This window comes from Paraburkholderia sp. UCT31, assembly GCF_014397655.1.
GTDB classification, from domain to species: domain Bacteria; phylum Pseudomonadota; class Gammaproteobacteria; order Burkholderiales; family Burkholderiaceae; genus Paraburkholderia; species Paraburkholderia tuberum.
This window is the reverse complement of the sequence record NZ_VZQP01000007.1, coordinates 1-25,023: the sequence shown is the minus strand read 5'-3', so window position 1 is coordinate 25,023 and position 25,023 is coordinate 1. Positions and strand designations below refer to the sequence as shown.

Sequence of the window (25,023 nt, the reverse complement as noted above, 5' to 3'; positions counted from 1 at the left end):
AATCTGATGATTGGGGGGAACGCTGCGAGTTGGTGGGGGCGCCTGGCTGGGAGCGGCTGGCTGGGAGCGGCTGGCCGGCCGCGCCTAGCCGGCCGCACCTAGCCGGCCGCTCCAAATTCCTTCATCGCCGGGACGAAATCGTGGCTCGCCTCGGGCTTGCGCGACAGCTTCGCGAGCACATAGCGCTTGAAAGGTTCGAGCTCGGCCCAGCGCGCGACGCTCGGCGCGGCGAGACCGGCCAGCCCCGCCTGATGCGCGACACCGTCGGGCACGCTGTCGGTTTGACGCCAGGCCGGCGACTCCTCCGGCGTAAACCACTCCGGTTCGACGTTCGCGTGCGTGCGCAGCATCTCGAACAGCGCGTGATCGAAATTCGGTTCGATCTGCGTGTCGTCTTCGACCGGGAAACGCGCGAGCAGCTTGCGATCTTCGAGCGGCAATTGCTGCCACTGCGCGAGCGTGATGCGCAGCCCGAAACGGTCGAGATTGAAGCGCACCGACATCGGGATATAAGTGAAATTCTCCGAAGACGCGACTTCGAAGTCGAACAGAAGCGGTGCTTCGTTGAGTCCCATGTCAGTGCTCCTTGTCGGTGGCGGACAGCGTGCGGGCGTCGCTTGAGGTATTTTAGAACCTTATTCGCGCGACGGCGCCCCGCGCGGCGGCCGCCGCGAAGCATACGGCGAGGCCGGCGCACCCTTTGACGCGCGGCATGATACAGGAGTGAAGCAGCTTGAACGGACAGCAAAACGGGCGCCAAACCGGACGGGCGAACGGCCAGCCCCACGCCCTCGACAGCGACGAACAACCCGGCGCGGTGCAACTCGAAGTGCGCCGCCATCGCGGCGCGGCGGTTGAAACCGCCACCGATCACGTCGGCCAGGAGTGGCCGGTCGCGCTCGTGTTCAACGGCATCTCGCACGCGGTGATGATGTGCACGCCGCGCGATCTCGAAGCGTTCGCGGTCGGCTTCGCGATTTCGGAGGGGATCGTCGAGCGCGGCAGCGACATTCAGGACATCGAGGTCGAATTGCACGGGCACGGCGAGCTGCCGCATGCCGAGGTGCAATTGCAGGTCGTGCAGCAGGCGTTCACCGGTTTGAAGGAAAAGCGCCGCGCGCTCGCCGGGCGCACCGGCTGCGGCGTGTGCGGCATCGAAAGCATCGATCTGCTGGATCTGAAACCGCAGCGTGTACCCGACACTGGCTTCTTGCAGCGGCTCGCGCCCGATGCGATCGCACGCGCCGCGCGCGCGCTGCCCGAGCACCAGGCGCTCACTCGTTTGACGGGCGGCCTCCACGCGGCCGCCTGGTGTGATGCGCAAGGCGCGATCCACTATGCGTTCGAGGACGTCGGCCGCCACAACGCGCTCGACAAGCTGATCGGCCAGCTCGTGCTCGACCGCGCCGATACGCGCGACGGTTTCGTGTTTCTGTCGAGCCGCGCGAGCTACGAGCTGGTGCGCAAGGCCGCGCGCGTCGACGTGCCGATGGTCGCGACGATCTCGGCGCCGTCGTCGCTCGCGATTGCGATCGCGCGTGAGGCGGGCGTGCGGCTCGTGAGCTTCTGCCGCGAAGGCAGCTACGTCGATTACGACACGTGGCAGCAGCAAGCTTGAGCGATTGAAGCGGCGCAGCGACGATTCACGGCTAACCCACCCGAAGCCCACCTGCGTCGCCCCCCTCAGTCGAACCGCCGGAAATCCGGCTTGCGCTTCTCGAAGAACGCCTTGAACGCCTCGCGCGCTTCGGGCGCAAGCAGCATCTTGCCGAAATGCACGGCTTCCTCGGTCATCTGCGTCTGCAGTTCCTGCTGGCTCGCGCGCTTCATCAGGCTCTTCGTCACGCGCAACGACGACGCCGGCAGCGCCGCCAGCTTCGCGGCCTGCGCCGCCGCGAATGCGTCGACTTCGCCCGCCGGCAGCACGCGATTCACGAAGCCCATGCGGTGCGCTTCGGCCGCGTCGAACGCCTCGCCGAGCAGCAGTTTTTCCGCCGCCGCCTGGTAGCCGGCCACGCGCTGCAGCAACAGGCTCGACGCTGCTTCCGGGCACAGCCCGAGCTGCGTGAACGGCAGCGAAAAGCTCGCGGTGTCGGCCGCGTAGACCAGATCGCAATGCAGCAGCAGCGTCGTGCCGACGCCGACCGCCGGCCCCGCGACCGCCGCCACCACCGGTTTTTCCGCCGAACATAGCGCGCGCAGGAACTGGAACACCGGCGGGGTTTCGCCAACCGGCGGCGACTTCATGAAGTCCTCGAGATCGTTGCCCGCGCTGAATATGCCCGCGCTGCCGCGAATCAGGATCGCGCGCACCGACGCGTCGCCCTGCGCTTCTACGAGCGCGTCGGCCATCGTCTGATACATCGCGGCCGTGAACGCATTTTTCCTGCCGGGCCGGTTGAAGCTGATGGTCAGCACCGCATCGGCGCGCTCGACCAGAATATCCGTCGTCATCCCGTTCATCTCCTTGTGCTCCTGCTGAATGTAGAAACGGTTCGCAAGCCGGGCGGCCTGCGAACCGTTGCGCGGTCCCTGGTGGATCACAGAAGGATCCCCCGTTCGATCAGCGGCTCACAGACGCTCGATGATGCCCGCCGCGCCCATGCCGGTACCGACGCACATCGTCACCATGCCGTACTTGTAGTTGCGGCGGCGCAGGCCGTGCACCACGGTCGCCGCACGAATCGCGCCGGTCGCGCCGAGCGGATGGCCCAGTGCGATCGCGCCGCCGAGCGGGTTGATCTTCGACGTATCGAGGCCGAGGTCCTGGATCACCGCGAGCGACTGCGCGGCGAACGCCTCGTTCAGCTCGATCCAGTCGAGGTCGTCCTGCTTCAGGCCGGCGGCTTTCAGCGCGGCCGGAATCGCTTCCTTCGGGCCGATGCCCATGATTTCCGGCGGCACGCCGCGCACCGCGAAGCTGACGAAGCGCGCGAGCGGCGTCAGGTTGAACTGCTTGAGGATTTTTTCCGACACGACGATCAACGCACCCGCGCCGTCCGACGTCTGCGAGCTGTTGCCGGCCGTGACCGAGCCCTTGTTCGCGAACAGCGCGCGCAGCTTCGCGAGGCCTTCCATCGACGTGTCCGCGCGCGGACCTTCGTCGAGCGACACGTCGCGCGTTTTCACGTTGATCTCGCCGGTCGCGAGATCGGGCACGCGATCGACGATCGTGTACGCGGCGATTTCGTCGTTGAATTCGCCGGCTTGCTGCGCGGCCATCGCGCGGCGGTGCGATTCGACCGAGAACGCGTCCTGCGCTTCGCGGCTGATCTTCCAGCGCTCGGCGACTTTCTCCGCGGTCAGGCCCATGCCGTACGCGATGCCGACGTCTTCGTTGCGATCGAAGATATGCGGCGACAGCGACGGCTTATTGCCCATCATCGGCACCATGCTCATCGATTCGCAGCCGCCCGCGATCATCGCGTCCGCTTCGCCGACGCGGATGCGGTCAGCGGCCATCGCGAGCGCGGTCAGACCCGACGCGCAGAAGCGGTTCACCGTGACACCGCCGACCGTGTTCGGCAGACCGGCGAGCAGCGCGCCGATTCGCGCGACGTTCAGGCCCTGCTCCGCTTCCGGAATCGCGCAACCGACGATCGCGTCTTCGATCACGCCGGTGTCGAGGCCGGGCACCTGAGCGACGGCCGACCTGATCGCGTGAACCAGTAGCTCATCCGGACGTGTGTTCCTGAACATGCCGCGCGGCGCCTTGCCGATCGGCGTACGGCTCGCGGCGACGATGTATGCGTCTTGCAATTGCTTTGCCATTTGGGAATCTCCTTTGTCGACCAGAGTTGGCCAAAGCTCTTACTCTGGTCCCATGCACATTGTGCGGTCGCCGCTTAGTTGCGCACCGGCTTGCCGGTCTGCAGCATGCCCATGATCCGTTCCTGCGTCTTCTGCGTGCCGAGCAGCTCGACGAACGCGCGACGCTCGAGTTGCAGCAGCCATTCTTCGTCGACGAGGCTGCCCGCTTCGACGTCGCCGCCGCACACCGCTTCCGCGATGCGGCTCGCGATCAGGAAATCGTGCTCGCTGATGAAGCGGCCGTCGCGCATGTTGACGAGCGACGCCTTGATCGTCGAGATCGCAGAGCGGCCCGCGACCGGCACCTGGGTCGCGCGCAGCGGCGCACGGTAGCCCGCCGCGGCGAGCGCGCGCGCTTCCTTCTTCGCGACGTCGAGCAGTTCGAACACATTGAAGACGATCGTGTCGGAAGGCTTCAGGTAGCCCATCGCGCGGGCATCGAGCGCGGAGGCCGACACCTTCGCCATCGCCGCGTTCTCGAACGACTTCTGCAGGAACTTCAGCAGATCGTTCGTCGCGCCGACCTGGCTTGCGGCTTCGGCCGCGCGCAGCGCCGCTTCCTTCAGGCCGCCGCCCGCCGGCACGAGACCCACGCCGACTTCGACGAGACCCAGATAGCTCTCGATGTGCGCGACGCGCTTCGCGCTGTGCAGTGCGAGCTCGCAGCCGCCGCCGAGCGCGATGCCAGAGATCGCCGAGATCACCGGCACGTTCGCATACTTGACGCGCAGCATGCCCTGCTGGAAATTCTTCACGAACGGCTCGATGCCCTTCGCGCCGCCCATCATGAACGCGGGCATCGCTTCTTCGAGGTTCGCGCCCGCCGAGAACGGACCGCCCGGCGTGCCGAGCTTCAGCGATGTGGGCTGCCACACGACGAGGCCCTTGTAGTCCTTCTCGGCCAGTTCGATCGCCTGCGTGAGCCCTTCGATCACCGCCGGTCCGATCGTGTTCATCTTGCTCTTGAACGACACGATCAGCACGTCGTCCTCGCCCGCGCGATCGTCGACCCATGCGCGCACCGCATCGGTCTCGAACAGCGTCTTGCCGTAGGTCTTCGGATCGGCGCCGGTTTCGCCGACGAGCGGCGCGCGGAACACCTGCTTGCGGTACACGTCGAGCGACGAGCGCGGCACGAAGGTCTGCGTGGCCGGTGACCACGAGCCATCGGCCGTGTGCACGCCGCCCTTCTCGTCAACCGCGCCTTCGAGCACCCACGACGGCAGCGGCACGTTGGCGAGCGCCTTGCCCGCCGCGATGTCTTCCTGCACCCATTCAGCGACCTGCTTCCAGCCGGCCGTCTGCCAGCCTTCGAACGGACCTTCGTTCCAGCCGAAGCCCCAGCGGATCGCGAGATCGACGTCGCGCGCATTGTCGGCGATCGATTCCAGATGCACGGCGATGTAGTGATAGACGTCGCGGAAGATCGACCACAGGAACTGCGCCTGCGGGTGCTGCGTTTCGCGCAACAGCTTCAGACGCTCGGCAGCCGGACGCTTCAGAATGCGGCCGACGAGTTCGTCTGCCTTCCCGCCGCCGTCGATATATGCACCCGTGTTCGGATCGAGCACCTTGATCGCCTTGCCTTCCTTCCTGTAGAAGCCGGCGCCGGTCTTCTGGCCGAGCGCGCCCTTCTGCACCAGTTCGGCGAGCACGGCCGGCATTTCGTAGACCGGCAGAAACGGATCGTCCGGCAGCGTGTCCTGCATCGTCTTGATCACGTGCGCCATCGTGTCGAGACCGACCACGTCGGCGGTGCGGAACGTCGCCGACTTCGCGCGGCCGAGGCGCGCGCCGGTCAGGTCGTCCACTTCGTCGAAACGCAGGCCGAACTTCGCGGCTTCGGCAATAACCGCAAGGATCGAGAACACGCCGACGCGGTTCGCAATGAAGTTCGGCGTATCTTTCGCGCGCACGACGCCCTTGCCGACCACGCTGGTCAGGAAGGTTTCGAGCTGATCGAGAATTTCCGGACGCGTCGTCGCGGTCGGGATCAGTTCGACCAGATGCATGTAGCGCGGCGGATTGAAGAAGTGCACGCCGCAGAAGCGCGCCTTCAGTTCGTCCGCGAAACCTTCGGACAGTGCGGTGATCGACAGCCCCGACGTGTTGGTCGCGAAAATCGCGTTCGGGCCGATGTGCGGCGCGACCTTCTTGTACAGGTCGTGCTTCCAGTCCATGCGTTCGGCGATCGCTTCGATCACGACGTCGCACCCGGCGAGCTTGTCGATGTCGTCGTCGTAGTTCGCGGGCTGGATGTATTGCGCGTCGTCCTTCACGCCGAACGGCGCCGGCGACAGCTTCTTCAGATTTTCGATCGCCTTCAGCGCGATCCCGTTCTTCGGGCCTTCCCTGGCGGGCAGGTCGAACAGCAGCACGGGCACCTTGGCGTTGATCAGGTGCGCGGCGATCTGCGCGCCCATCACGCCGGCGCCGAGCACGGCTACCTTGCGAATGATCAGATTGCTCACGTCGTTTCTCCGGAGAGTTGTGCGATGGCGCGAAGCGTCAGCCATGCTTCGCGCGATGTGTGTGGCCTCGCTCGATGTGCGAGCGTCAGAACAACGCTTCTTCGACGTCCATCATCGGCTTCGAACCGGCGCGCGCCTGGCGGATCGTCATCGCCGTTTCGGGCAGCAGCTTCGCGAAGTAGAAGCGCGCGGTCGCGAGCTTCGCCTTGTAGAACGGATCGCCCGATGCCTCCTTGTCCAGCGCGATACGAGCCATGCGCGCCCAGAAGTACGAGAACACCAGATGGCCGACCGTGCGCAGATACGGCACGGCCGCGGCGCCGACTTCGTCCGGGTTCTGCATCGCCTTCATGCCGATTTCCATCGTCAGTTTCTGCACCTTTTCGCCGATCTCGGCGAGCGGGTTCACGAACTCCTGCATCTCCGGCTTGATGCCTTCGGCTTCGACGAATTCGGCGACGAGCTTGCCGAACTTCTTCATCTTCGCGCCCATGTCGCCGAGCACCTTGCGGCCGAGCAGGTCGAGCGACTGGATGCCGTTGGTGCCTTCGTAGATCATGTTGATGCGCGCGTCACGCACGTACTGCTCCATGCCCCATTCGGCGATGAAGCCGTGGCCGCCGTAGATCTGCATCGCGTGATTGGTGCCTTCGAACGCGTTGTCCGACAGGAACGCCTTCAGGATCGGCGTGAGCAGCGCGACGAGGTCGGCGGCTTCCTTGCGCTCGGCTTCGTCGGCGTGCGACAGCTCCTTGTCGATCTGCAGCGCCGACCAGTACGAGAATGCGCGGCCGGCTTCGGCGTAGGCCTTCTGCGTGAGCAGCATGCGGCGCACGTCCGGATGCACGATGATCGGATCGGCGGCCTTTTCCGGCGCCTTCGGGCCGGTCAGCGAACGCATCTGCAGCCGCTCTTTCGCGTACGTGAGCGAGTTCTGATATGCGACTTCGGTGAGACCGAGGCTCTGCATGCCGACGCCGAGACGCGCGGCGTTCATCATGACGAACATCGCGTTCAGGCCCTTGTTCGGCTCGCCGACCATCCAGCCCTTCGCGTTGTCGAGATTGATCACACAGGTCGCGTTGCCGTGGATGCCCATCTTGTGCTCGATCGAACCGCACTTCACGCCGTTGCGCTCACCGGGCTCACCCGCTTCGTTCGGCACGAACTTCGGCACGATGAACAGCGAAATCCCCTTGGTGCCCTTCGGCGCATCCGGCAGACGCGCGAGCACGAGGTGAACGATGTTCTCCGCCATGTCATGCTCGCCGCTCGAAATGAAAATCTTCGTGCCGCTGATCGAGTACGAGCCGTCGCCGTTCGGCTCGGCCTTCGTGCGCAGAATGCCGAGGTCGGTGCCGCAATGCGGCTCGGTCAGACACATCGTGCCGGTCCAGACGCCTGCGACGAGCTTCGGCAGATAGCGCTGCTGCAGTTCCGGCGTGCCGTGCGCGTGCAGGCATTCGTACGCGCCGTGCGACAGGCCCGGATACATCGTCCACGCCTGATTCGCCGAGTTCAGCATTTCATAGAGCGCGTTGTTGACGAACGCGGGCAGTCCCTGGCCGCCGAATTCCGGGTCGCAACCGAGCGCCGGCCAGCCGGCTTCGACGTATTGCCGATAGGCTTCCTTGAAGCCCTTCGGCGTGGTCACGACGCCGTCGCCGGCATACGTGCAGCCTTCCTGGTCGCCGCTGTGGTTGAGCGGGAACAGCACTTCGGAGCAGAACTTGCCGGCTTCCTCGAGCACCGCGTTGATCGTGTCGGCGTCGAGTTCGGCGTGCTTCGGCATTTGCCGAAGTTCGGCCTCGACGTTGAGCAGCTCGTGCAACACGAATTGCATGTCGCGCAGCGGCGCGGCGTACTGTCCCATGACTTTCTCTCCGTGGTTTGACAAAAAGCCAGGCCGTTGGCCGGGCCCGTGGTCGGACCTTCTGCGCCGCGCGTTTCCGGTAGATTCCGGCGACGCCGCTAACGGCTTTCGCTTTGATACGAATTAATCAGTTTTTCCAGCGCGGCCCACGTGAGACGCACCGCATCCGGCAGATGCAGAAAGCGCGCGTCGTGATGCAGGCCGAGCGTGACGCTATACAGTTCGAACAGCATCAGCTGCGGGTCGGTATCGGCGCGCAGATGCCCTTCTTCCATCGCTTGCGAGATCGCGCGCGTGAGCGCCGCACGCCACGTCGTCACGCTCGACACCAACTGCTCGCGCACCTGGCTGTCCGCGCGGTCGTCGTATTCGACGGCGCCGCTGATGTAGATGCAGCCGGTCGTGACTTCCTGAATGCGTTTCTCGATCCAGCGGGAAATCATCGCGCGCAAGCGCGGCAGACCACGCGGCTCGCGCAGGCTCGGGAAAAACACCTCGTCTTCGAAACGGCGGTGGTATTCGCGCACGACTTCGATCTGCAGATCCTCGCGCGACCCGAAATGCGCGAACACACCGCTCTTGCTCATCTGCATGCGCTCGGCCAGCAGACCAATCGTCAGACCTTCCAGTCCGTCTCGGCCTGCCAGATCGAGTGCTGCGTCGAGAATCGCGGCTCGGGTTTGTTCGCCTTTTCGCATAGCTGTTTTACCGTTCTAATGTGACCGAATTGAAAATCGAACGGCCGTACTATTATTGAGCGCTTGCCGTCCGCGAAACAAGGACTTTATTAGAAACCGGTTTCTAACCGGCTTCTAATTTTGCGGCTTTCGACCATCAGATCAATCAGATTTTTAGAGGCGTTTGCCTTGAATCGATGGTTGCCGATCGGCGCGCGCGTGTTCTCGCGCGTGTTCTATTTCTTTGCCCCGCTTCGCTGGCGCCGATTGATGGCCGACGTGATGCGGCAAGCGCGGGCTCTCGTGCGAGCGGTATTAGTCGTAGCCGCCCACCGTCAGCAGCTTCATCGCGACGCGGTAGCTCGTGTACGCGATCCAGCTCAGCGCGCGCACGCGCGCCGGTCGCGATTCGTAGTGCGCTTCATCGATTGGGCGCGCGTCCGTGAACGCGTCGAGAATCGCGTCGCGCAGTTTGGGGATCGACGGATCGTTCACGAGCACGACGTTCGCTTCGTTGTTCAGCATCAGGCTGAGCGCATCGAGATTCGACGAACCGACCGTGCCCCAGTTCGAATCGACCACCGCGACCTTGCCGTGCAGCAGCGTCTTCTCGTATTCGGCGATCTGCACGCCTGCGCGCAACAGCGCGTGGTACAGGAACGGCACGGCGTAATCGAGCGCCTTGAACTCCTTGCGCCCGATGATCAGCTTCACGACCACGCCGCGCCGCGCCGCGAACATCAGCGCGCGACGCAGCTTGCGTCCCGGCATGAAGTACGGATTCGCGAGCAGGATTTCATGGCGCGCCTGGCCGATCGCGGCCAGATAAGCTTTTTCGATCGCGCGGCGGTTGATCAGGTTATCGCGCGCGACGAATGCGACGCACGGCTCGCCGCCGGCCCACAGTGCCTCGTTGCGGCGTCGCCGGCGTCTGCGCAGACTGCCAAGCGAGTTGGCGTCCTGCGACGACAGGTCGGGCTTCATCGAATCGAGCGGCCGATGGCCGACGCGAATCCGCCGCCACTGCACGTCGATTGCATCGCGCACGTCGGCGACCACCGGCCCGCGCAGCTCGACCGCGAAGTCCCAGCGCCGGTACGGCAGCTTCTCGCCGTTGTTCTCGTAATCGTCGACGATATTGATGCCGCCGCAATACGCGATCTGATCGTCGATCACGGCGAGCTTGCGGTGCGTGCGCGAAAAGCCGAAGCGGCCGAACAGATGCGGGTTGTAGATGCGATGCTCGATGCCGCCGGCCGGCCATTGCTCGAACATCTTCAGGCGTGCGGTGCCGACGCCATCGGTGATCACGCGCACTCTGACGCCGCGCGCGGCAGCGCGAAGCAGCGCCTCGCTGACCGCGTGGCCGGCTTCGTCGTCGCAGAAGATATAGGTTTCGAGCGCGACGTTGTGCTCGGCCGCGTCGATGCGCTCGATCAGCGCGTCGAAGAAATCGTCGCCGGAGCGCAGCAGCTCGACCTCGTTGTTACTGGTGAAGCGGTAGCGCTGCCAGTAACGACGGCCGAGCAACGTGTGGCGCAGACGCGCGAAACGGCCCGAGCCGCCTGCGCTCACCGGCCACGCTCCCCGGCCAGCGGGCCGGATTGCGGGTCGACCGGGCGTGCGGCGAGCCGGCGCGGCAACTGCAGGATCGCATCGGCATTCGACGACGAAAAGCAGCGCGATGCGGCCTCTTCATATGGCAGCCACATATACGCGGTGTGTTCGCGCGGCGCGAGCGTCACGTCGATGCACTCGGGGACCTGCAGGCTGAACCAGTGCTCGGTGTTGTAGAGCACGCCCGCTTCGTAGCGGTAACGAAATTCCGGGTAGATCTCGTAGTCGATCGAGTAGTGCCAGTCGAACAACCCGCTGCGCGGCACCAGTGCGCCGCCGATCATGATGCCGGTTTCCTCGCCGACTTCGCGCACCGCCGTGTCGGCGAGCGGTTCGTCGACCCGGTCTTTCGAACCCGTCACCGACTGCCAGAACGCCGCATGATCGGCGCGCTCGAGCAGCAGCACGTCGAACGCAGGCGTATGAATGATGACGAGGACGGACTGCGGAATTTTCGGCGGTTTCGGCATGGCTCAAACTGGGCGCGACGATACGCGCGGTACATGTCGGATGACGGTCGAAAGGGTCTGGAAAGCGGTGGCTTCACTGTAACGCAAAAAATGAAAAAGGCGCTGAGGTGGAGATCACCTCAGCGCCTTTTCGTTTCGCTCGTGTGGTTTTTTTGCGGCCGCCGGCCGCGCGCAGCGGCCGCGGTTTTATGCCTTCGGTTCCGGCGTACGCAGACGGATGTGCAGCTCGCGCAGCTGACGCTCGTCGACTTCGCTCGGCGCCTGCGTGAGCAGATCCTGCGCGCGTTGCGTCTTCGGGAACGCGATCACGTCGCGGATCGAGTCGGCGCCGGCCATCATCGTGACGATGCGGTCCAGACCGAACGCGATACCGCCGTGCGGGGGCGCGCCGTATTGCAGCGCGTCGAGCAGGAAGCCGAACTTCGCCTGCGCTTCTTCCGCGTTGATCTTCAGCGCGCGGAACACCTTGCTCTGCACTTCCTCACGGTAGATACGCACCGAGCCGCCGCCGATTTCCCAGCCGTTCAGCACCATGTCGTAGGCCTTCGCGAGGCAGCGCGCGGGGTCCGTTTCGAGGTACTCGAGGTGCTCGTCCTTCGGGCTCGTGAACGGGTGATGCGCGGCGACGTAGCGGTTGTCTTCCTCGTCGTATTCGAACATCGGAAAGTCGACGACCCACAGCGGCTTCCAGCCGGACTCGACGAGGCCGTTGGCCTTGCCGAATTCCGAATGACCGATCTTCAGACGCAGCGCGCCGAGGCTGTCGTTGACGACCTTCGCGCGATCCGCCGCGAAGAAGATGATGTCGCCGTCTTGTGCGCCGGTGCGCTCGATGATCGCCTTCAGCGCTTCGTCGTGCAGGTTCTTCACGATCGGGCTTTGCAGACCGTCACGGCCCTTCGCCGCTTCATTGACCTTGATCCACGCGAGACCCTTCGCCCCATAGATGCGCACGAATTCCGTGTAGCTGTCGATGTCGCCGCGCGACAGCTCGCCGCCCTTCGGCACGCGCAGCGCCGCGACACGGCCGTCCTTCGTGTTGGCCGGGGTGCTGAACACCTTGAAGTCGACGTCGCGCATCGCATCGGTCAACTCGGTGAACTCGAGCTTCACGCGCAGGTCCGGCTTGTCCGAACCGAAGCGGCGCATCGCTTCCGCGTATTCCATGACCGGGAATTTCTGGTCGAGCTCGACGCCGATCGTCGTCCTGAACACGTGGCGGATCATCGCCTCGAACAGATCGCGGATTTCCTGTTCCGACAAGAACGAGGTTTCGCAGTCGATCTGCGTGAATTCCGGCTGACGGTCGGCGCGCAGGTCTTCGTCGCGGAAGCACTTGGTGATCTGGTAGTAACGGTCGAAGTTCGCGACCATCAGCAGCTGCTTGAACAGCTGCGGCGACTGCGGCAGCGCGAAGAACTGGCCCGGGTTCGTGCGCGACGGCACGAGGTAGTCGCGCGCGCCTTCCGGCGTGCTCTTCGTGAGCATCGGCGTTTCGATGTCGATGAAGCCCTGCTCGTCGAGGTACTTGCGCACTTCGATCGCGACGCGGTAGCGCAGACGCAGGTTGTGCTGCATCTGCGGACGGCGCAGGTCGAGCACGCGATGCGTGAGGCGCGTGGTTTCCGACAGGTTGTCATCGTCGAGCTGGAACGGCGGCGTGACCGACGCGTTCAGCACGATCAGCTCGTGGCACAGCACTTCGATCTTGCCGCTCTTCAGCGATGCATTGGTCGTGCCTTCCGGACGGCCGCGCACAATGCCCTTGACCTGCACGCAGAACTCATTGCGCACGCCTTCGGCGACCTTGAACATGTCAGCGCGATCCGGATCGCAGACGACCTGAACGAGCCCTTCGCGATCGCGCAGGTCGATGAAGATGACGCCGCCATGGTCGCGGCGGCGGCTTACCCAGCCGCACAGCGAGACGGATTGGCCCAGCAGTTCTTCGGTCACCAGACCGCAGTATTCAGATCTCATCGACATGATGTTTGTCTTTCGTTTTGCATTGGTTGAACGGCGCGCCACAGACGATCCTGCATGAAGCGTTGCGCGCCGGCATTAGAGCGGGGGCTCGACGGTGGCGCGGCGCACCGGCGCCGGCTGCGGCGCGGACGGCGCCACGACGCCCATCGAGACAATGTACTTGAGCGCAGCGTCGACCGTCATGTCGAGCTCGATCACTTCGCTTTTTGGCACCATCAGGAAAAAGCCGGACGTCGGGTTCGGCGTGGTCGGCACGTATACGCTGACGTAATCTTCCTTCAGATGGTTGGCCACGTCGCCGCCCGGGATGCCGGTCAGAAACGCGATCGTATAGGACCCGCGGCGCGGGTACTCGATCAGCAGCGCCTTGCGGAATGCATTGCCACTGCTCGACAGCAGCGTGTCGGACACCTGCTTCACGCTGGTGTAGAGCGGGCCGACCACCGGAATGTGCGCGACCAGCAGTTCCCACCACTTCACGAGCTTCTGCCCAATGAAGTTCTGCGTCAACAGCCCGACGACGAAGATGAACGCGAGCGTGAGCACCGCGCCGAGGCCCGGCAAGCGATAGCCGATCGTGCGTTCCGGCTGCCACGAGGTAGGCAGCAGCAACAGCGTCTGGTCCATCGTGCCGATGACCAGGCCGAGCACCCACAGTGTGATGGCCAGAGGCACCAGCACCAGCAGGCCGGTCAGAAACACCGATTTGAGCGTGAATTTTTTCGTCGTCATGTGTACCGCCAGAAAGCTGCGCGGGCCGAAGCCCATGCGCGGTAGATACGCCGCCCGCGCGGGGCGGCAGTCCCACTAGGCGCTGCCGGAACCGCTCGGGCTCGTGGCGGCGGGCGCTGCGGCGGGCGCCGCGGGCGCGGCAGCCGATGCAGCCGGGGCAGCGGCTGCGGCCGGCTCGGACTTCGCTTCCGACGCGGCCGGCGCGCTCGTGCTGCCGCGGAAATCGGTCACGTACCAGCCGGAGCCTTTCAACTGGAAGCCGGCGGCCGTGAGTTGTTTGCTAAAGGTGTCTTTTCCGCACTCGGGACACTGCGTCAACTGGGGGTCGCTCATCTTCTGGAGCACGTCCTTCCCGAAACCGCATGACCCGCAACGATAAGCGTAGATCGGCATGATCCTTTCTTACTCCAAATCCCTACTGAAATCTTGTAAACGCTTGCAAAGCCTTGAATTATAGCCGCAAACGATGTCCGTTCCCCGGATTTCGGGAAGCGGACGCACGATGCGCCCGCCACCGCGCCAGATGGGGACGACCCCCGGACCTCTCAAGAGCGGCGCGCGTGGCGTTAGCCGCGACGCCGCCAGGTGAGCCAGCGCTCGCGTCCGGCGAATACAGCGATCGAGTCGTCGACCGCTTCGTCTTCGACCAGCTCGAAGTGTGGCGTGAGCAGCGCATCGAGCTCGCCGCGTTCGATGCCGAACGGCGGTCCTTTCGGCGTCGCGCCGATGAAAAAGATGCCCGCCAGCAACCCGCCGGCCGGCAGCAGTTCGCCCATGCGCTGCGCGTAGTCGGCGCGGCGCGCCGGTGGCAGCGCGCAGAAGAATGCGCGCTCATAGATCCATGCCGGTGCGAACGGTGGCGCATAGGTGAAGAAATCCGCCTGTTCGACCAGCGATGCATGCGCGCCGAGCTGCTCGCGTGCCGCCGCCACGGCGGCTGCCGAAAAGTCGATCGCGCGTACCGGGTTGCCCTGGCGCGCGAGCCATACCGCTTCGTGCGCGGTGCCGCAGCCTGGAATCAGCACGGCCACGTCGCGGTGCCGTTCAGCGAACGCGCGAAACGCGGACGGCACGCCCGCCTGATCCCACGGCGTGAAATGGCGCTCGAAGCGTTCGTCCCAGAACTCGGGCGAGTTGGGATCGCGGGTTGCGAAATCGGGCGCTGAGGGTTGGGTCGGATCGCTCATCGGAATCTATCCACCATAAGCCAGTACCAGGAACGCACGCGCCAGCATCGCGCCGACGCCGACCGCCACGCCGAACAGCAGCAGGCCTTGCAGCAGACGGTTGGTGCGCTTTTGCTCGAGCAGGATCTGGCGGATCACGTCGTCGTTCGCGCCGCCCACCGGATGATGGCGCTCGGCCAGCATGTTATGGACGAGGCGCGGCAACTGCGGCAGCGTCTTGCTCCACTGCGGCGCCTCGATCTTCAGACGCTCGTACCAGCCGCGCAAGCCGATCTGCTCGTTCATCCAGCGCTCGAGATAGGGCTTCGCGGTCTTCCACAGATCCAGTTCGGGATCGAGCGAACGGCCTAGGCCTTCCACGTTCAGCATCGTCTTTTGCAGCAACACGAGCTGCGGCTGGATCTCGACGTTGAAGCGCCGCGACGTCGAGAACAGACGCATCAGCACCTGGCCGAGAGAAATGTCCTTCAGCGCGCGATCGAAATACGGTTCGCAGACCGCGCGGATCGCGCTTTCGAGCTCCTCGACACGGGTGGTCGGCGGCACCCAGCCCGACTCCAGATGCAACGTCGCGACGCGATGGTAGTCGCGCTTGAAGAACGCGAGGAAGTTCTGCGCGAGGTAGTTTTTGTCGAAGTCCGACAGCGCGCCGATGATGCCGAAGTCGAGCGCGATATAGCGGCCGAAGTGCGCGGGATCGAGGCTCACCTGGATGTTGCCGGGGTGCATGTCGGCGTGGAAAAAGCCGTCGCGGAACACCTGCGTGAAGAAAATTTCGACGCCCTCGCGCGCGAGCTTCGGGATGTCGACACCCGCCGCGCGCAACGTATCGACCTGGCTGATCGGCACGCCGACCATGCGCTCCATCACGAGCACCGTGGGCGTGCAGAACTCCCAGTACATCTCGGGCACGAGCAGCAGGTCGAGCCCAAGGAAGTTGCGCCGCAACTGGCTGCCGTTGGCGGCCTCGCGCATCAGGTCGAGTTCGTCGTGCAGGTATTTGTCGAATTCGGCGACCACCTCGCGCGGCTTCAGGCGCTTGCCGTCGGCCCACAGACGCTCGGCCCACACGGCGATGTCGCGCAACAGCGCGAGGTCGGAATCGATCACCGGCAGCATCTTGGGGCGCAGCACCTTCACCGCGACCGCCTTGCCCGCATGCTGGCCGGCCTTCACCTTCGCGAAGTGGACCTGTGCGATCGACGCGCTCGCGACCGGCACCCGCTCGAAATCGTCGAACAGCACGTCGACCGGCGCGCCGAGCGACTTCTCGACGAGCGCGATCGCGACCGCCGAATCGAACGGCGGCACCTGGTCCTGCAGCTTGGCAAGTTCGTTGGCGATATCGACCGGCAGCAGATCGCGACGGGTCGACAGCACCTGGCCGAACTTGACGAAGATCGGCCCGAGGCTTTCGAGCGCGAGCCGCAGACGCACGCCCGGCGGCGCATCGAACTTGCGACCAAGCGTCGTGATGCGCAGCAGCAGACGCACGCGCCGGTCGTTGATGCGGCTCAACATCATTTCGTCGAGGCCGAAGCGGATGACCGTGAAAAATATCTTGAGAAAACGCAGAAAACGCATGGCTGGGCCCGGTGACTAGCGCGTGCTGCGCGACGTGGCGGCGCCGCCCGGCGTTTGCGCGCCGCGGACTTCGACCTTCTGTTCGATGCGCTCGATGCGCTTTTCGACGCGCGCGAGCGAATCGCGCGCGCGCGCCAGCTCGACGTTGAAGTCAGCGAGCGCGGTGCGCCGCACCAGTTGCGGATTTTCGTCGAGCAGGTACTCGGCGGCGGTGTCGAGCAGATTGCGACCGGTGCGCTGCACATGCTCGCCGACTGAGCGGACTAGCGACGTGATGCGCCACGCGGGTCCATCACCGATCAGCTTCGCGAGATCTTCCTCTGGCTCCCAGCGCAGATGCTCGGCGAGCTTCGCGATCACGGTCGCGAACTCGGCGTCGCCCTCGATCTTCACGTGCTTCATCACCGCGGCCTGGCCACCTTGCAGGAAGGCCGGCAGTGCGTCGGACGGCACCGAGATCGTCACGTCGAACTGATGCGCATCGGCTTCGTCGAGCGTACCGAGATAGCCGTCGGGCTGCACGAGCAGCGCGAGCACAACCGGCGGACATGACAGGCGAGCGGTCTTGCCCGCGTACGGGGCGAGGCGCTCGCGGGCCCACGATTCGCGGGCGAGCAGATGATTGACAGCAGCAGCGAAGGGCTTGGCGGCGAGGGTCATCGAAGGTGGCAAGAAAAAACCCGCGCGAGCGAGGTGCTTGCGCGGGCTCCCATTGTAACGTCCGTTCGCTTCGCAGCCTGCTATGCCGAACGGCCTAAGCCATGCGCGAGGTCAGGAATCGCTATGCGGTGGCCGGCTCTTTTCGAGGCAAACGCGACTCGATGCTTCGGCATGTCAGTGTTGCTCGACCTGCTGGATGCCGGCAAGCAGCCAGCCTTCGCCAGTGCGGTTCGCCTTCGTCAGATTCCAGACTTCGACGAACGGCTCGGCCGCCGCGCCCGGCTCCTCGCGGATCAAACCGGAGAAGCGCACGCTCGCGAAGGATTCGTTCGCGCGCTCCTCGACGCCGAGCAGTTCGGCGTTCAACTGCACGACGTCGGTCTGGCTCGGCTGCGTGCCGCGCGACGCGAGATCGACGCGCACTTCGGCGAACATTTCAGGCGTCGTGAATTCGCGGATGTCCTCGACGTTGCCGACGTCCCACGCGGCCTGCAGGCGCACGAAGTACACCTTCGCGTTACGCAGAAACGCTTCCGAATCGAAGCCGGCCGGCACCGACGGCGTCGCGCCGAGCGATGGCGTGGTCAACGGGTTGCCCTGCGGTTCGAGATACGAGCCGGTGGGCGGCGCCGTGTAACGCGGCTCCTGAATATAGTCGGTGCCTTTCGTGTTCAGCGACGGCGCCGTGCCCGCGTAGGCAGGCTGCGCCGCATCGCGCTTACGACCGGTGAAGCGGCGGATGAGCCAGATCACCACAATCGCAATCAACGCGATCACGATCACGTTCGCGAGCATGCCGGCGAACGCCTCGCCGAGCCCGAAATGCGACAGCAATGCGGCGATGCCGAGACCGGCCGCGAGACCGGCGATCGGCCCGAGCCAGCGATTGCGGTTCGGCGCGGCGGGCGGCGTGGGCTTAGTCGCAGGCGCCGCCTGCGCGCTCTGCTGCGTGGCCTGATTGTTCTGCGCCGGCTGGGACGGCGGCGGCGTCTGGCGCTGCTGCAGACTATTCGATTGACGGCCGAAGCTGCGGCCTCCGCCCAGGCGGCGTGCTTCGGCGTCGAGAGAGGCAAGCGTGCCGGCCATCAGCAGACCGACCATCGCGATCAGTCCGATTCTTCTCGCCAGCGCCCCCTTAACCTTACGAGCAGATAACAAATTCGAATCGGACATTTCGCACTTTCCTTTAAAAATCGATGGGTTAGGGACTCTAGTATTTGGTCCCCACATGCAAAGCTACCACGCCAGCTGACAAATTGTAATATTTGACGCCGTCGAGACCAGCTTGTTCCATCATAGTTTTCAAAGTTTCCTGGTCCGGATGCATGCGGATCGATTCCGCCAGGTACTGGTAGCTTTCCGCGTCCTTGGCGAAGCGCTCGCCGAGCCACGGCAACACCTTGAACGAATACAGATCGTAGACCTTCTTCAGCGGATCCCATACCTTCGAGAACTCGAGCACGAGCAGCCGCCCGGCCGGTTTCAGCACACGACGCATCTCGGCGAGCGCGATGTCCTTATGTGTCATGTTGCGCAAGCCGAACGCGACCGTCACGATGTCGAAGTAGTTGTCCGGAAACGGGATTTTCTCGGCATCGCACAGCAGCGCCGGCGTGATGATGCCCTTGTCGAGCAGCCGGTCGCGGCCCACGCGTAACATCGATTCATTGATGTCGGTATGCCAGACCTCGCCCGTTTCGCCCGCCTGTTTTGCGAACGCTTTCGACAGGTCGCCCGTGCCGCCCGCGATGTCGAGCACCTTGTAGCCCGGCCGCACGTTCGCCTGGGCGATCGTGAATACCTTCCACGCCCGGTGCAATCCGCCCGACATCAGGTCGTTCATCAGGTCGTAGTTGGCGGCCACCGAGTGGAACACCCCCGCCACCTTCTGCGCCTTGTCCTGTTCGTCGACCGATTGAAAGCCGAAGTGGGTTTTGCTCATCGCGCTCGTCCTTTCGCGTGTTCTTGAATGTTGCGCCGCTCGAGCGGCGTTCGGGGGCGAATCGTATCAGTGACAGTGCCCGTGCGCAGCCGCGGCGGGCACCATCGGCGTGTCGCGGTCGATGCCGGCCGCTGCCAGTTTGGCGAGATACGCGCGCCAGAGTTCATCCTGACGCACGGCCATGTCATACAGCAGGTCCCACGAGTAGATACCGGTGGCGTGTCCATCGGAGAAGGTCGGCTGCAGCGCGTAATTGCCGACGCCTTCGATAATCGTGATCGTCACGTCGCGCTTGCCGGTCTGCAGGGTTTCCTGACCGGGCCCGTGGCCCATCACTTCCGCCGACGGCGAATACACGCGCAGCAGTTCGAACGGTAGCCGATACGCTTCGCCGTTCGCGTACTGCAGTTCGAGCACGCGCGACTTCGAATGCAAGATCACGCCTGTCGGCACCGGCGTCTCGGGAGTCAATCCGCTCATGTTGGCCTCATCAGATAACGGCGGGTGATAACGTCGGATCGGCCGCCTCGCACGCCGACGGCAGTCCGGCGATGCGCGGCGACGGGTTCAGCGACGCTCAGCCCAGCGCCTGTTCAATTTCCTGCCGCACGGCTTCGCGCAGCAGCGTGGCGTGCGCGCGGCGCGACGACAACATCGCTTCGGACACCGTGCGCTGGCGCGGCGCCCAGATCGGCAGGGGGAAATGCGCGTCGTTCGAGAAACGCGGAATCACGTGCCAGTGCACGTGCGGCACCTGGTTGCCGAGGCTCGCGAGATTGACCTTCGCGGGCTGCATCACGCGCCGCTGCGCACGCTCGACCGCGTACACGGCCTTCATCACGTGATCGCGCTCGTCGGCAGAAAGATCCGAAAACTCGGCGACGTGAGCGTTCCAGATGACCCGGCAAAAGCCCGGGTAGTCGTGTTCGTCGGCGAGGACGACTCGCAGCGCGTCGTCCTGCCACAGCACATCGCCGCCGTCTTCACGGCAAAAAACGCAGTCCATCGTCGTCCTCGGCAAAAATCGTTGGTCGTGCCATTAAACCAGCACGCGCTCGATTCCGCCATTGTTCGCCCGTTGAACGTAGTCCGCCATCCAGTTTTCGCCGAGCACGTGACGTGCCATCTCGACCACGATGTAGTCCGCCTCGGTACCCGCGTCTTCGTTGTAGCGCGACAGCCCTTGCAGGCACGACGGGCAGCTCGTGAGGATCTTGACGTCGGTCGAACCCGCGTTTCCGTGATTGGGCTGCGGACCGTCGCCGGCCTTCAGCACCGAACCGTTCGGCGCGCCCGCGGCGCCGGCCGATGCATTGGCCGGATTGATCGCGTTCGCGCCCGCTTCGGCGACGAGAGGGATGCCGCGCAGCTTCGCCGCGCCCTTGCGGATCTCTTCTTCCTTGCGGAAGCGCACCTGGGTCGAGATGTCGGGACGCGTGACCGCGAGCGTGCCCGATTCGCCGCAGCAGCGGTCGTTCTTCTCGATCTTGTAGCCGTCCTGCTCCGAACCCATCAGCTGATTGACGAGCTTGACCGGGTCCATCGTCTTGATCGGCGAATGGCACGGGTCGTGGTACATGTAGCGCACGCCGTTCACGCCATCGAGCTTGATGCCTTTTTCCAGCAGATACTCGTGGATGTCGATGATCCGGCAGCCCGGGAAGATCTTTTCGAATTCGTAACCGGCGAGCTGGTCGTAGCACGTGCCGCACGACACCACCACCGTCTTGATGTCGAGGTAGTTCAGCGTATTGGCGACGCGGTGGAACAGCACGCGGTTGTCGGTGACGATCTGCTCGGCTTTGTCGTACTGGCCCGAGCCGCGCTGCGGATAGCCACAGCACAGATAACCCGGCGGCAGCACGGTCTGCACGCCCGCCTCCCACAGCATTGCCTGGGTCGCGAGACCAACCTGCGAGAACAGCCGCTCGGAGCCGCAGCCCGGGAAGTAGAACACCGCTTCGGTGTCGGCGGTGGTCGTCTTCGGATTGCGGATGATCGGGACGATCTTGTTGTCCTCGATATCGAGCAAGGCGCGCGCGGTCTTCTTCGGCAGGTTGCCCGGCATCTTCTTGTTCATGAAGTGGATCACCTGCTGCGTGATCACCGGCTTGCCGACCGTGGCGGGCGGATGCGCGGTCTGCTTCTTCGCGAACTTCTTCAGCACTTCATTGCCGAGGCGCTGCGCCTTGTAGCCGACGCCCATCATCGCGGTGCGCGCGAGGTTGATGGTCTGCGGGTTGGTCGCGTTCAGGAAAAACATGCCCGCGGCGTTGCCCGGGTTGAACTTCTTCTTGCCCATCTTGCGCAACAGGTTGCGCATGTTCATCGTCACGTCGCCGAAGTCGATCTTCACCGGGCACGGCGTCACGCACTTGTGGCAGACAGTGCAGTGATCGGCGACGTCGTTGAACTCGTCCCAGTGCTTGATCGACACGCCGCGGCGCGTCTGCTCTTCGTACAGGAATGCCTCGACCAGCAAGGACGTGGCGAGAATCTTGTTGCGCGGGCTGTACAGCAGGTTCGCGCGCGGCACGTGCGTCGCGCAGACGGGCTTGCACTTGCCGCAGCGCAGGCAGTCCTTGATCGACTCGGAAATCGCGCCGATATCGGACTGCTGCATGATCAGCGATTCGTAGCCCATCAGGCCGAAGCTCGGCGTGTACGCGTTGCGCAGGTCCGCGCCTTCGAGCAGCTTGCCCGCGTTGAAGCGGCCATGCGGATCGACGCGCTGCTTGTACTTGCGGAATTCGCCGATCTCGTCGTCGGTCAGGAATTCGAGCTTCGTGATGCCGATGCCGTGCTCGCCGGAGATCACACCGTCGAGCGAACGCGCGAGCTTCATGATGCGCGCGACCGCCGTGTGCGCGTCCTGCAGCATCTCGTAGTTATCGGAGTTGACCGGCAGGTTCGTGTGGACGTTGCCGTCGCCCGCGTGCATGTGCAGCGCGACGAACACGCGCCCGCGCAGCACCTGCTTGTGGATCGCCTGGGCTTCGTCGAGGATCGGCTTGAACTCGCCGCCGTTGAAAATCTGCCGCAATTCGGCGCGGATTTCCTGCTTCCACGACACGCGAATCGTGCGGTCCTGCGCGAGATGGAATACGTTTGCGTCGGGTTGCGCGTCGACGCGGTCGGCGAACTTTTCGGCGAGCGACTCGTAGCCGAGGCCGACCAGGTAGTGCTGCGCCTCGCGCAGCGACAGGTCGAGCTTGCCGCGCACGAATTCCCAGCGCGTGCGCACACGCGCGAGTAGATCGAGCGCCTGCTGCACGCGGTCTTCGAGCAGCTCGGCGCTCGGGATTTCGTTCGCGTCGTCGCTCTTGCCGAGCGGCAGCTTGCCGCCCTTGAAGAACGCTTCGAGCGCGTCGACCAGTTGCAGCTTGTTCTTCAGCGACAGCTCGATGTTGATGCGTTCGATGCCGTCCGTGTATTCGCCCATGCGGTCGAGCGGAATCACGACGTCTTCGTTGATCTTGAACGCGTTGGTGTGCTTTGCGATCGCGGCCGTACGGCTGCGGTCGAGCCAGAAGCGCTTGCGGGCCTCGGCGCTGACGGCGACGAAACCTTCGCCGCTCTTGCCGTTGGCCATGCGCACGACTTCCGAGGTGGCCTGCGCGACCGCGTCCGCGTCGTTACCGACGATATCGCCGATCAGCACCATCTTCGGAAACGCGTTGCGTTTGCTCTTGGTCGCATAGCCGACCGCGCGCAGATAGCGCTCGTCAAGATGCTCGAGACCCGCGAGAATCGCGCCGCCCTGGCGCGAGGTCTCGAACAGGTAGTCCTTGATTTCGACGATGCTCGGAATCGCCTCGCGCGCCTGGCCGAAGAACTCGAGACAGACGGTGCGCGTATGCGCAGGCATCTTGTGCAGCACCCAGCGCGCGGACGTGATGAGGCCGTCGCAGCCCTCCTTCTGCACGCCCGGCAGACCGGCGAGGAATTTGTCGGTGACGTCCTTGCCGAGGCCTTCCTTGCGGAACACGCGGCCCTTGATGTCCAGCGCTTCGGTGCGCAGCAGCTTCTCGCCCGGCGCGTAGTCGCCGTCGAACCATTTGAGCTCGAAACGCGCGACTTCGATGTCGTGGATCTTGCCCATGTTGTGCTCGAGACGCGTGACTTCGAGCCAGTTCCCTTCCGGGTCGACCATGCGCCACCACGCGAGGTTGTCGAGCGCCGTGCCCCACAGCACCGCCTTCTTGCCACCCGCGTTCATCGCGACGTTGCCGCCGACGCAGGACGCGTCGAGCGAGGTCGGGTCGACCGCGAACACGAAGCCGGCCTGCTCGGCCGCTTCGGTCACGCGGCGCGTGACGACGCCCGCGCCCGAGAAAATCGTCGCGACCTTGCGATCGACGCCCGGCAGCTGGGTCATTTCGACCGGGCCGAGCTGTTCGAGCTTTTCGGTGTTGATGACGGCCGAGAACGGCGTGAGCGGCACCGCGCCGCCCGTGTAGCCGGTGCCGCCGCCGCGCGGAATCACCGTCAGGCCGAGTTCGAAGCAGGCCTTGATCATGCCGGCGATTTCGGCCTCGGAGTCCGGCGTCAGCACGACGAACGGGTATTCGACGCGCCAGTCGGTCGCGTCGGTCACGTGCGAGACGCGCGACAGGCCGTCGAACTTGATGTTGTCTTTCTGCGTGACCTTGCCGAGCACGCGCGTAGAACGGCGGCGCAGGTCGTAGGTCTGCTGGAATTCGCTGGCGAACTGGTCGATCGCGCGGCGCGCGGCCTGCACCAGCTTTTCGACGCGCGCGGCGCGCTCGACGCCGGCTTCGTCGCCGTGTTCGCGCAGATCGGCGCGGCGGCGCTTCTCGATTTCGGCGAGACGGTGATTGAGCGCCTCGATCAGAAGCGCGCGGCGCTTCGGGTTGTCGAGCAGGTCGTCCTGCAGATACGGATTGCGACGCACGACCCAGATATCGCCGAGCACTTCGTACAGCATGCGCGCCGAGCGGCCGGTACGGCGTTCAGCGCGCAGTTCGGCGAGCGCGTCCCAGGCGTCGTTGCCGAGCAGGCGGATGACGATTTCGCGGTCGGAGAACGACGTGTAGTTGTAGGGAATTTCGCGCAGACGCGCTTCGGGATCGGCGGCCACCGCGCCGGCGGCGCCGTGCGGATCGAAAACTTGAGGTGCGTTCATGGTTGGACGACTCGGTAGGTCAGCCTGGCGCACTCGTCACGAGGCGTCGGCGGACAATGCGCGTGGGGCGCAATGCTTGAAATCTTCTAGGGCTTCAAGGGGAGCGAGCACGACCGGCGGCCAACTCACGGCGGTCGCTTCGCGGCACTCAGAGACAGCTACACGATCGCGCGTGGCGGACATGCCGTTCCGCCGCGGGGAAGGATTCGCGCGGGACGGGCATTAAATGGGCGATCCGAGGCTGCCAGTGCATCTTCCGATCCTTATTCCAAAACGAAATTCTACCGCATCATTCCGCCACGCGTTGACGGTGGGAATCGGGCGGCGGCGGGGGTTCGGAGGTTTTGGCGATGGATCCGGCGGCGTTTTCGCATACCGTCCATTGACCGGCCGGACGGTTGGGCGAGCTTCGATCGCGCGATTCCGATACGGCCCGGTTAAGTGCACGGCACCCGTCCGCGGAGCGCGCCGAACGGCCAGAGCGGGCACCGTTGGCGCTATCATTGACGTCTTCCCGTTTTACACAGCGCACCGCGCCACCCGCATGGCCTCCCACGACTACCTGAAAAAGACCCTGACCGCGCGCGTCTACGACGTGGCGCGCGAGACCGAACTCGAACGCGCCCCGAACCTGTCGGCGCGGCTGTGCAACCCGGTCTATCTGAAGCGCGAGGACAACCAGCCGGTGTTCTCGTTCAAGCTGCGCGGCGCATACAACAAGATGGCGCATATTCCGGCCGAGGCGCTCAGTCGCGGCGTGATCACCGCGTCGGCGGGCAATCATGCGCAGGGCGTGGCGTTATCGGCGGCACGCATGGGCGTGAAGGCGATCATCGTCGTGCCGGTGACGACGCCGCAGCTCAAGGTC

Annotated in this window: 21 protein-coding genes; 2 read left to right on the top strand and 19 right to left on the bottom strand. The window is 64.6% G+C overall.

All coding sequences use genetic code 11. The annotated features are described in order from the left end of the window. Positions 1–98 precede the first annotated feature (98 nt). The gene (locus F6X40_RS07145) at positions 99–575 is read right to left on the bottom strand and encodes a nitrate reductase associated protein (protein WP_184067147.1); all 477 of its coding nucleotides are present in this window, start codon (positions 573–575) and stop codon (positions 99–101) included. Positions 576–733: 158 nt separating this feature from the next. Between F6X40_RS07145 and fdhD the strand changes: the two genes are divergently transcribed. Next, positions 734–1,618 carry a formate dehydrogenase accessory sulfurtransferase FdhD gene (fdhD, locus tag F6X40_RS07140; RefSeq protein ID WP_187627277.1) on the top strand — a complete coding sequence of 295 codons (885 nt, stop codon included), beginning with the start codon at positions 734–736 and terminating at the stop codon, positions 1,616–1,618. A gap of 65 nt (positions 1,619–1,683) precedes the next feature. Here the strand turns inward: fdhD and F6X40_RS07135 are convergent, their stop codons facing one another. The 18 genes from F6X40_RS07135 to F6X40_RS07050 all read right to left on the bottom strand — a co-directional run bounded on the left by F6X40_RS07135 (position 1,684) and on the right by F6X40_RS07050 (position 24,155). Next, the gene (locus F6X40_RS07135; RefSeq protein ID WP_187627386.1) at positions 1,684–2,454 is read right to left on the bottom strand and encodes an enoyl-CoA hydratase; all 771 of its coding nucleotides are present in this window, start codon (positions 2,452–2,454) and stop codon (positions 1,684–1,686) included. A gap of 117 nt (positions 2,455–2,571) precedes the next feature. Further along, entirely contained in the window at positions 2,572–3,771 is a 1,200-nt protein-coding gene (locus F6X40_RS07130; protein WP_187627276.1) for an acetyl-CoA C-acyltransferase, read from the bottom strand. 74 nt (positions 3,772–3,845) lie between these two features. After that, positions 3,846–6,281 (bottom strand): 3-hydroxyacyl-CoA dehydrogenase/enoyl-CoA hydratase family protein, encoded by a 2,436-nt coding sequence (locus F6X40_RS07125; protein ID WP_184067138.1) that lies wholly within the window; start codon positions 6,279–6,281, stop codon positions 3,846–3,848. An 85-nt stretch (positions 6,282–6,366) separates the two neighbouring features. Then, positions 6,367–8,154: an acyl-CoA dehydrogenase C-terminal domain-containing protein gene (locus F6X40_RS07120; RefSeq protein WP_187627275.1), complete on the bottom strand. Its 1,788-nt coding sequence runs from the start codon at positions 8,152–8,154 to the stop codon at positions 6,367–6,369. Positions 8,155–8,252: 98 nt separating this feature from the next. Then, positions 8,253–8,852 carry a TetR/AcrR family transcriptional regulator gene (locus F6X40_RS07115; RefSeq protein ID WP_184027146.1) on the bottom strand — a complete coding sequence of 200 codons (600 nt, stop codon included), beginning with the start codon at positions 8,850–8,852 and terminating at the stop codon, positions 8,253–8,255. A gap of 294 nt (positions 8,853–9,146) precedes the next feature. Continuing rightward, entirely contained in the window at positions 9,147–10,406 is a 1,260-nt protein-coding gene (clsB, locus tag F6X40_RS07110; RefSeq protein ID WP_187627274.1) for a cardiolipin synthase ClsB, read from the bottom strand. Then, positions 10,403–10,918 carry a dihydroneopterin triphosphate diphosphatase gene (nudB, locus tag F6X40_RS07105; protein WP_187627273.1) on the bottom strand — a complete coding sequence of 172 codons (516 nt, stop codon included), beginning with the start codon at positions 10,916–10,918 and terminating at the stop codon, positions 10,403–10,405. The genes clsB and nudB overlap by 4 nt, the downstream gene beginning before the upstream one ends. 186 nt (positions 10,919–11,104) lie before the next feature. Next, positions 11,105–12,904, bottom strand: a complete 1,800-nt coding sequence (aspS, locus tag F6X40_RS07100; RefSeq protein WP_184067126.1) for an aspartate--tRNA ligase — start codon at positions 12,902–12,904, stop codon at positions 11,105–11,107. Between the two features lie 75 nt (positions 12,905–12,979). After that, on the bottom strand, positions 12,980–13,636 hold the full coding sequence (locus F6X40_RS07095) for a DUF502 domain-containing protein (RefSeq protein ID WP_184027136.1): 657 nt from the start codon (positions 13,634–13,636) through the stop codon (positions 12,980–12,982). 75 nt (positions 13,637–13,711) lie between these two features. Further along, the gene (locus tag F6X40_RS07090) at positions 13,712–14,029 is read right to left on the bottom strand and encodes an FmdB family zinc ribbon protein (RefSeq protein WP_018419399.1); all 318 of its coding nucleotides are present in this window, start codon (positions 14,027–14,029) and stop codon (positions 13,712–13,714) included. A 173-nt stretch (positions 14,030–14,202) separates the two neighbouring features. Continuing rightward, positions 14,203–14,823 (bottom strand): methyltransferase domain-containing protein, encoded by a 621-nt coding sequence (locus F6X40_RS07085; RefSeq protein ID WP_187627272.1) that lies wholly within the window; start codon positions 14,821–14,823, stop codon positions 14,203–14,205. A gap of 6 nt (positions 14,824–14,829) precedes the next feature. Further along, on the bottom strand, positions 14,830–16,407 hold the full coding sequence (gene ubiB / locus F6X40_RS07080) for a ubiquinone biosynthesis regulatory protein kinase UbiB (RefSeq protein WP_187627271.1): 1,578 nt from the start codon (positions 16,405–16,407) through the stop codon (positions 14,830–14,832). 15 nt (positions 16,408–16,422) lie between these two features. Beyond that, positions 16,423–17,067 (bottom strand): SCP2 domain-containing protein, encoded by a 645-nt coding sequence (locus F6X40_RS07075; RefSeq protein WP_184067113.1) that lies wholly within the window; start codon positions 17,065–17,067, stop codon positions 16,423–16,425. Between the two features lie 174 nt (positions 17,068–17,241). Next, on the bottom strand, positions 17,242–18,240 hold the full coding sequence (locus F6X40_RS07070) for a Tim44 domain-containing protein (protein ID WP_187627270.1): 999 nt from the start codon (positions 18,238–18,240) through the stop codon (positions 17,242–17,244). A 37-nt stretch (positions 18,241–18,277) separates the two neighbouring features. Further along, a complete protein-coding gene (ubiE, locus tag F6X40_RS07065; protein WP_187611165.1) occupies positions 18,278–19,009 on the bottom strand; it encodes a bifunctional demethylmenaquinone methyltransferase/2-methoxy-6-polyprenyl-1,4-benzoquinol methylase UbiE in 732 nt (243 codons plus the stop codon). A 66-nt stretch (positions 19,010–19,075) separates the two neighbouring features. Next, on the bottom strand, positions 19,076–19,489 hold the full coding sequence (locus F6X40_RS07060; protein WP_187627269.1) for a gamma-butyrobetaine hydroxylase-like domain-containing protein: 414 nt from the start codon (positions 19,487–19,489) through the stop codon (positions 19,076–19,078). 97 nt (positions 19,490–19,586) lie between these two features. Continuing rightward, the gene (locus F6X40_RS07055) at positions 19,587–20,015 is read right to left on the bottom strand and encodes an HIT family protein (RefSeq protein WP_013088371.1); all 429 of its coding nucleotides are present in this window, start codon (positions 20,013–20,015) and stop codon (positions 19,587–19,589) included. Positions 20,016–20,048: 33 nt separating this feature from the next. Continuing rightward, positions 20,049–24,155: a DUF3683 domain-containing protein gene (locus F6X40_RS07050; protein ID WP_187627268.1), complete on the bottom strand. Its 4,107-nt coding sequence runs from the start codon at positions 24,153–24,155 to the stop codon at positions 20,049–20,051. Positions 24,156–24,699: 544 nt separating this feature from the next. On the opposite strand from F6X40_RS07050, the gene F6X40_RS43455 reads away from it, so the two are divergent. Continuing rightward, a partial coding sequence (locus tag F6X40_RS43455) for a pyridoxal-phosphate dependent enzyme (protein WP_187627267.1) occupies positions 24,700–25,023 on the top strand: 324 nt, incomplete at its 3' end.

Excerpts from the sequence above, each read along its gene's own strand:
- F6X40_RS07145 (WP_184067147.1), bottom strand. The coding sequence starts at position 575 with ATGGGACTCAACGAAGCACCGCTTCTGTTCGACTTCGAAGTCGCGTCT.
- F6X40_RS07135 (WP_187627386.1), bottom strand. The coding sequence starts at position 2,454 with ATGACGACGGATATTCTGGTCGAGCGCGCCGATGCGGTGCTGACCATC.
- F6X40_RS07130 (WP_187627276.1), bottom strand. The coding sequence starts at position 3,771 with ATGGCAAAGCAATTGCAAGACGCATACATCGTCGCCGCGAGCCGTACG.
- F6X40_RS07120 (WP_187627275.1), bottom strand. The coding sequence starts at position 8,154 with ATGGGACAGTACGCCGCGCCGCTGCGCGACATGCAATTCGTGTTGCAC.
- F6X40_RS07115 (WP_184027146.1), bottom strand. The coding sequence starts at position 8,852 with ATGCGAAAAGGCGAACAAACCCGAGCCGCGATTCTCGACGCAGCACTC.
- nudB (WP_187627273.1), bottom strand. The coding sequence starts at position 10,918 with ATGCCGAAACCGCCGAAAATTCCGCAGTCCGTCCTCGTCATCATTCAT.
- aspS (WP_184067126.1), bottom strand. The coding sequence starts at position 12,904 with ATGTCGATGAGATCTGAATACTGCGGTCTGGTGACCGAAGAACTGCTG.
- F6X40_RS07095 (WP_184027136.1), bottom strand. The coding sequence starts at position 13,636 with ATGACGACGAAAAAATTCACGCTCAAATCGGTGTTTCTGACCGGCCTG.
- F6X40_RS07090 (WP_018419399.1), bottom strand. The coding sequence starts at position 14,029 with ATGCCGATCTACGCTTATCGTTGCGGGTCATGCGGTTTCGGGAAGGAC.
- F6X40_RS07085 (WP_187627272.1), bottom strand. The coding sequence starts at position 14,823 with ATGAGCGATCCGACCCAACCCTCAGCGCCCGATTTCGCAACCCGCGAT.
- ubiB (WP_187627271.1), bottom strand. The coding sequence starts at position 16,407 with ATGCGTTTTCTGCGTTTTCTCAAGATATTTTTCACGGTCATCCGCTTC.
- F6X40_RS07075 (WP_184067113.1), bottom strand. The coding sequence starts at position 17,067 with ATGACCCTCGCCGCCAAGCCCTTCGCTGCTGCTGTCAATCATCTGCTC.
- F6X40_RS07070 (WP_187627270.1), bottom strand. The coding sequence starts at position 18,240 with ATGTCCGATTCGAATTTGTTATCTGCTCGTAAGGTTAAGGGGGCGCTG.
- ubiE (WP_187611165.1), bottom strand. The coding sequence starts at position 19,009 with ATGAGCAAAACCCACTTCGGCTTTCAATCGGTCGACGAACAGGACAAG.
- F6X40_RS07060 (WP_187627269.1), bottom strand. The coding sequence starts at position 19,489 with ATGAGCGGATTGACTCCCGAGACGCCGGTGCCGACAGGCGTGATCTTG.
- F6X40_RS07055 (WP_013088371.1), bottom strand. The coding sequence starts at position 20,015 with ATGGACTGCGTTTTTTGCCGTGAAGACGGCGGCGATGTGCTGTGGCAG.
- F6X40_RS07050 (WP_187627268.1), bottom strand. The coding sequence starts at position 24,155 with ATGAACGCACCTCAAGTTTTCGATCCGCACGGCGCCGCCGGCGCGGTG.